The sequence below is a fragment of the Bacillus sp. 05T31 genome (assembly GCF_056396725.1).
On record NZ_JBFTMA010000224.1, the window covers coordinates 1 to 5,908 of the forward strand.

Annotated in this window: 6 protein-coding genes and 1 pseudogene; 4 read left to right on the plus strand and 3 right to left on the minus strand. The window is 35.8% G+C overall.

All coding sequences use genetic code 11. The features are described from left to right. A partial coding sequence (phaZ, locus tag AC1DJR_RS14860; protein ID WP_477002906.1) for an intracellular short-chain-length polyhydroxyalkanoate depolymerase occupies positions 1-735 on the minus strand: 735 nt, incomplete at its 3' end. Between the two features lie 174 nt (positions 736-909). Here phaZ and AC1DJR_RS14865 point away from each other — a divergent pair. The 4 genes from AC1DJR_RS14865 (at position 910) to AC1DJR_RS14880 (ending at position 4,434) form a co-directional block, all read left to right on the plus strand. Then, positions 910-1,329 (plus strand): MarR family winged helix-turn-helix transcriptional regulator, encoded by a 420-nt coding sequence (locus tag AC1DJR_RS14865; RefSeq protein ID WP_002033056.1) that lies wholly within the window; start codon positions 910-912, stop codon positions 1,327-1,329. Between the two features lie 15 nt (positions 1,330-1,344). Then, positions 1,345-2,544, plus strand: a complete 1,200-nt coding sequence (locus AC1DJR_RS14870; protein WP_002128166.1) for an MFS transporter — start codon at positions 1,345-1,347, stop codon at positions 2,542-2,544. A gap of 99 nt (positions 2,545-2,643) precedes the next feature. Next, on the plus strand, positions 2,644-3,903 hold the full coding sequence (locus tag AC1DJR_RS14875; RefSeq protein WP_477002907.1) for a serine hydrolase domain-containing protein: 1,260 nt from the start codon (positions 2,644-2,646) through the stop codon (positions 3,901-3,903). A gap of 159 nt (positions 3,904-4,062) precedes the next feature. Then, a complete protein-coding gene (locus AC1DJR_RS14880; protein ID WP_410591035.1) occupies positions 4,063-4,434 on the plus strand; it encodes a cupredoxin domain-containing protein in 372 nt (123 codons plus the stop codon). A gap of 397 nt (positions 4,435-4,831) precedes the next feature. Here AC1DJR_RS14880 and plsY read toward each other — a convergent pair whose 3' ends face one another. Both plsY and AC1DJR_RS14890 read right to left on the minus strand, forming a co-directional pair. Further along, positions 4,832-5,464: a glycerol-3-phosphate 1-O-acyltransferase PlsY gene (gene plsY, locus AC1DJR_RS14885; RefSeq protein WP_098501447.1), complete on the minus strand. Its 633-nt coding sequence runs from the start codon at positions 5,462-5,464 to the stop codon at positions 4,832-4,834. A gap of 119 nt (positions 5,465-5,583) precedes the next feature. Further along, positions 5,584-5,776 (minus strand): annotated as a pseudogene (locus tag AC1DJR_RS14890) (hotdog family protein); the annotation flags it as partial. Positions 5,777-5,908: the final 132 nt, after the last annotated feature.

A 5,908-nucleotide genomic window follows, 5' to 3' on the forward strand; every position in this document is an offset into this window, starting at 1 on the left:
TCCCTCTACAACCCCGTTATGTTCTCCCTCTACAACCCCGTTATGTTCATCCGAAATATTAAATGTAATGAGCGCATAATTCACATCTACGAAATTACGTTGCGTTAACATATCATCTAAATACTTTTCATAACGATCCGGTTCAGGTTGATTATGTGTATATATTAATAGATTCCATACTGTACGGTAATATAATTTATTCATATTTTTTATCGCATCTAGCACTGGAGCAATTTGTACGGGATCTTGTGCGATTTCTTCTTTCGTCTTTACTAAACTTGATACGATCGGTTGCCCGTTAATATCTTTTTTAAAAATTGGATATCCCTTCATTCCCACTGATTCTACTAAAATCAACTTTTCGACAAATGTTGGATGATTCGCTGTAAATTGCATCGCAACACCACCGCCCATTGACCAGCCCATTAATGAAAATTTTTCTAGTTTTAATTGATCGATAAATAGTTTTACATCTCTTGCAAAGTCTTGTAATGAATCTATCGATTGATTATATGTTGATTGGCCAAATCCTCTTAAATCAAKWGCGTAAATATGGTATTGATCTTGYARYTTYTCAAKAACTAAATCMMAGTGTTGTGACGATGTCATRTTCCCRTGAATGAGTACAAGAATTTCTGTATTTTGCCTTCCAACTTCCTGATACGCAATCGTTTCTCCGTTCGATAGTGAAACAAACTCCATTGTTGCAGGCTTAATCATCACAAGTTCCCCCATTCTATTTAATAGAAAGAAAATTCTTTACTTACTTAAAGAATAACATACAGAATGTACGTTCTCAACATAAAGCCTATACGAAATTTTTACATAACTCAACATGTCTATTACTAGACAATTATTATAAAAAAGTATATAGTTAGCTAGGTAACTAATTTGAAAGGATCAAAATACATGGACGAAAAACAACATTTTTTCCACATTGTCAGTCAAACTTCTCGTAAGTTTACGAAGAAATTTAATGAACGTGTATCTCCAACAGGATTATTTAGTGCGCAATGGGCTGTTATTTTCCGCATTAATCAAACTGGATCTTGTACCCAAACAGAATTATGTCAATATTTAAATGTTGAATCACCAACGATGACTCGTACGTTAACACGTATGGAAACGATGGGCTGGATTATTCGTACTGAAGGAAAAGATCGCCGTGAAAAGTTGATTTCATTATCTGATACTGCACTAAAAATGATTCCAGTATGGCAAGAAGAAGTTGATTCCTTTGAAGAAAAGACGCTAGAAGGTATTAAAGAAGAAGACTTACATGAAGCTTTTCAATTGTTACAACAAATTATCAAAAATTTAGATCATTAATATGGAGGGATGACGATGCAAAGTGAAAAACTTTGGACGAAGGATTTCCTCGGAACTTGTTTTAGTAGTCTGTTTCTCTTTTTAACATTTTACATGCTTATGACTACTCTGCCTGTCTATGTTATAGACAGCCTAAAAGGAAAACCTGAGGAAATTGGTTTAGTTGCAACTGTTTTTCTTATTTCATCTGTTTTATGTAGACCATTCACAGGAAAATGGCTCGATGATTTAGGAAGAAAGAAAATATTATTTATTTCACTTTCACTATTTTTAGCCGCTACTGTTATGTATTTCGGTACGCAAAGTTTATTTTTATTACTTGCCCTTCGCTTCTTACATGGTATTGGATTCGGAATGGCAACAACAGCAACTGGAACAATTGTAACTGATGTAGCACCAGCTCATAGACGCGGCGAAGCACTTGCTTATTACGGCGTATTTATGAGTCTACCGATGGTAATTGGTCCTTTTTTAGGTTTAACAATTATTTCTCATTTTTCATTTACTGTACTATTTATCGTTTGTTCAGTATTTTCATTACTCGCATTTTTATTAGGACTACTAGTCAATATTCCGCATGAAGCACCAGTAAACAAACAAAAACGAGAAAAAATGAAATGGAAAGACTTAATTGAACCATCTTCTATTCCAATCGCTCTAACAGGATTTGTTTTAGCCTTTTCTTATAGTGGCATTTTATCCTTTATTCCTATTTATGCGAAAGAGCTCGGTTTAAGCGAAATTGCAAGTTACTTCTTTATTTTATACGCACTTGTTGTGGTCATTTCTCGTCCATTTACAGGGAAAATATTTGATCGTTTCGGTGAAAATGTACTTATTTATCCCGCTATTATTATTTTCACAATTGGGATGTTCATTTTAAGCCAAGCGCAAACTTCATTTTGGTTCCTTGGCGCAGGTATGTTAATCGGTTTAGGATACGGAACATTAATTCCAAGTTTCCAAACGATTGCAATTTCTGCCGCTCCAAACCATCGACGTGGTTCTGCGACAGCTACTTACTACTCGTTCTTTGATAGTGGCATTGGCTTCGGTTCTTTCATTTTAGGTATAGTCGCTGCCAAATCAAGTTATCATAATATGTATTTTATCGCAGCTATTATCGTTGCGTTCACTTTACTTCTATATTATGGATTACACGGACGAAAACAAAAATTCAAGAAACAAAGTACAGACGGACAAATATCTGCTTAACGTTCATAAGGAAAGTAAACTTACCCGTTTACTTTCCTTATTTTGTATTTATTTTAAGACGAGCGTATACTTATAATAGAAACTTAAGGAGGTACCTATATGAATGTAAAGAAATCTCCCCTGCTATTACTGTTACTAGTATTAATATTCGTAGTTACAGGGCTTGGGTTTACTTTTTTTAAAAATAATAAAACGACCCCCACTAAAGCAAATGTCACAAAAGAAAACTGGTTGGACGATCCTTACTTACGCTGGTCGTATACACATATGAAAGAATTCACTTTAATAAATGAAGTAAAAAACATCCCTGACCAAGTTGCTCCCTTCCCTACCGCGTTACAAAACTTAGACGATTTTGCTGTGGAGCGTAGATTTGGAAATACGACTCCTCTAAAAAAAATTTTAGACGAAAACAAAACAGATGCTTTTGTCGTTGTACATAATGGTCAACTTGTTTATGAACGATATTTCAATGGATATAACGAGAGTGAACCTCATGGAATGGCATCATTAGCAAAGGTGTTTACTGGTGCAATCATACAATCTCTCGCTGAAGAAAATCTTATTGATGTAGAGAAAACAGCTGACACTTACATAAAAGAATTAAAAAATACACCGTTTGGWAAAGCAACACYTCARCAATTACTGGACATGCAAGTTTCCGCTGAATACCCTACTCACGGATATATGCAGCTAGGACTAGAAAATCAAGATGCACAACTATATTTAGCTAGTAATATTTTACCCCGAGGTAAAAATTACGAGGGKCCTATGAAAATTTATGATATGTTACTAGAAGCAGAAGAAACTGCACCACCYGGTTCMKCTTTTTCTTACAATAACGGATCAACWGAAACACTCGCTTGGATTATCCGAACRATYACAGGRAAATCRTTAGCTGAAAATGTAAGCGARCGAATTTGGTCTCAAATTGGTATGGAAGAAAACGCGTATTACGTTACAGATGAAACGAAAGTAGAACAAGCAAGCGCTGGCTTAAATGCAACTGCTAGAGATATGGCGAGGTTCGGACAATTACTATTAAATAATGGTCAATATAGCGGAAAACAAATCGTCCCTTCTTCTATTACAGAAAGTGTGAAAAATGTACAAGAAGGTGAGCTCGCAATTGGTCATGGTGCTTCCATTTCTTATCATAATCAATGGTGGATTCCGCACAATGAACAAGGTGCTTTCGAAGTGTTAGGCAGTTACGGACAAACTCTTTACATYGATCCGAAAGCAAGTATGGTAATCGTCCACTTCTCTTCTAACGCTGCGCCTAGTAATGAAATCCATTCGGTTTATTCCGATATGTATATTGATATTGCACATCATTTGGAGAAGCTTCCACAGTAGTGGAGGCTTTTTTTATTTACCCAAATCCTATTCCAGTTAGTACTTGGTTAGTAGGAGTTGCCGAAAGAATTACTATTTAAGCCACGCCTAAACCCTATTTATATTGATAATATTTTAGTAATTTGAAAACACTAGTGCTTAGGAAAGGAGGGAATGTGAATGTCTGTGAAAAAGCTATTAACTGGATTAATCATTTCACTTGCGATGATTGTAGTTATGACTACTTTAGGTTCGCTCCGTGTATTTGCCGAATCCGACGCTGTGAGACAGCCTATTGAGGTTGAATTGAATGATGATTACTTTAATCCGAGTACCATCACTGTTCCGGTTGGAAAAACGACAACGTTGCTATTGAAAAACAAGGGAAATAGAGAACATACCTTYACGGTGAAAAAACTCGGAATTGACGCCGAAGTCCCGTCAGGAAAAGAAATAACAATTACCGTAAAACCTGAAACTCCCGGTACATATGAACTAATATGTAGGTTCCACTACTTGAAAGGAATGGATGGGAAAGTAATAGTCAAATAACGAGCGGTACCGGTCGATCCTTACTTTTTTTATAAAGTGAAACTTAAATTCGCGGGGGTGTCCCTCCCCCGCAGATTATGAGCTCTCAATAATCAGTTTTTTACTGGTAGCATAAAATCGTTACATTTTCATAGCGTATGAAATTTGTGTTTTGATGGTGCTACCCCATCGCTATCAAGCTAAGGTTTTGAAGTACCCCCTAAACGAAAATTTTGTGTTTTTATAGCACCGAAGTTCATTTTTATCGTTTTTGGGGCAACCTGTTCTGTTAGGTTGATAGGCATGTGGCGGTACGCCATAAAGTACATTTTTCTTGAATGGCTCCAAAAGTAAAGAATCGTTGCCGTACCTCTTAGACGGTTAACTAAACCTGATTTTTTCCATTTTAACGACATGCTCAACGCCGCAGAAAAATAAGTTTATTTTCTGTTCCTGAAAGTAGCCTTTTTATATTTTCCATATGCCTGAAAATAACCATAAACGCCATTAGGAATGCAAATATATAAAAATATAAGGTATTCCCAAAAACAGGAATAAATGAAATGACCGCAACAAGCAATGTAGCACATATTGTACCTAAAGAGACATAACGGGTTAAAGCTACTATTATCACAAAAAAGCCAAGGCATAAAAGGGCCATAACCCAGTCAATCATAAACAGCACAGCCACTGCTGTAAGTGCTCCCTTTCCCCCTTTAAACCCAAAATATACCGGCCAGTTATGCCCTATAACCGCCCCTGCGCCTGCCGCTAAAAGGCTTACGCAATCTTTAGCCTCTCCCGAATAAAAGTAAACGCTAAGGAACAAGCCTATATAACAAGCAATTATCCCTTTTAATATATCTCCCGCAAGAACAAACACCGCAGCAGATTTCCCAAGTACTCTCAGAGTATTGGTAAGCCCAGCGCTTTTGCTTCCATGGCTTCTTATGTCTTTTCCGTATATTCTCCCTACAATCACCGCTGTATTAAGGCTGCCTAAAAGGTAGCCCAAAGCTAAGGCCGCAAAAATCTTTAAAATATCAATCATCACTCTTCTCCCTTTAAATTATTCTAAATTTCTTTTATTTCTCCATTAATACAGTGTTTTAGCATTGTCCTTCTCCAGAAAACTTTTCAATAAACTCCTACTTTTTTTATTCATGTTAAAAGGGCATCTACAATAAGGATRCTGWTAATRRCTGAATARTCAGAAAAAATGAGTGACAAAAAACCCTTSATTAGTCACAACATTTTTGAKCCAAACTGCACGCTTTCCTTCTTCTACTTCAATTATCCGATCTATTAATAAAAGGGGGGAACGATGGGGAATAATTTCTTTAATTTGTTGAATATTGAACATGAATTTCYCTCCTTTATACCATAACTAGATATTTTAGTTAGTTTAATTGCCTAAAATCTCATGTTCGAATATTGATAATATTTAGAACCTAGTACTATTATTTGATTATATAACTAAGTATAAAAATAGTAA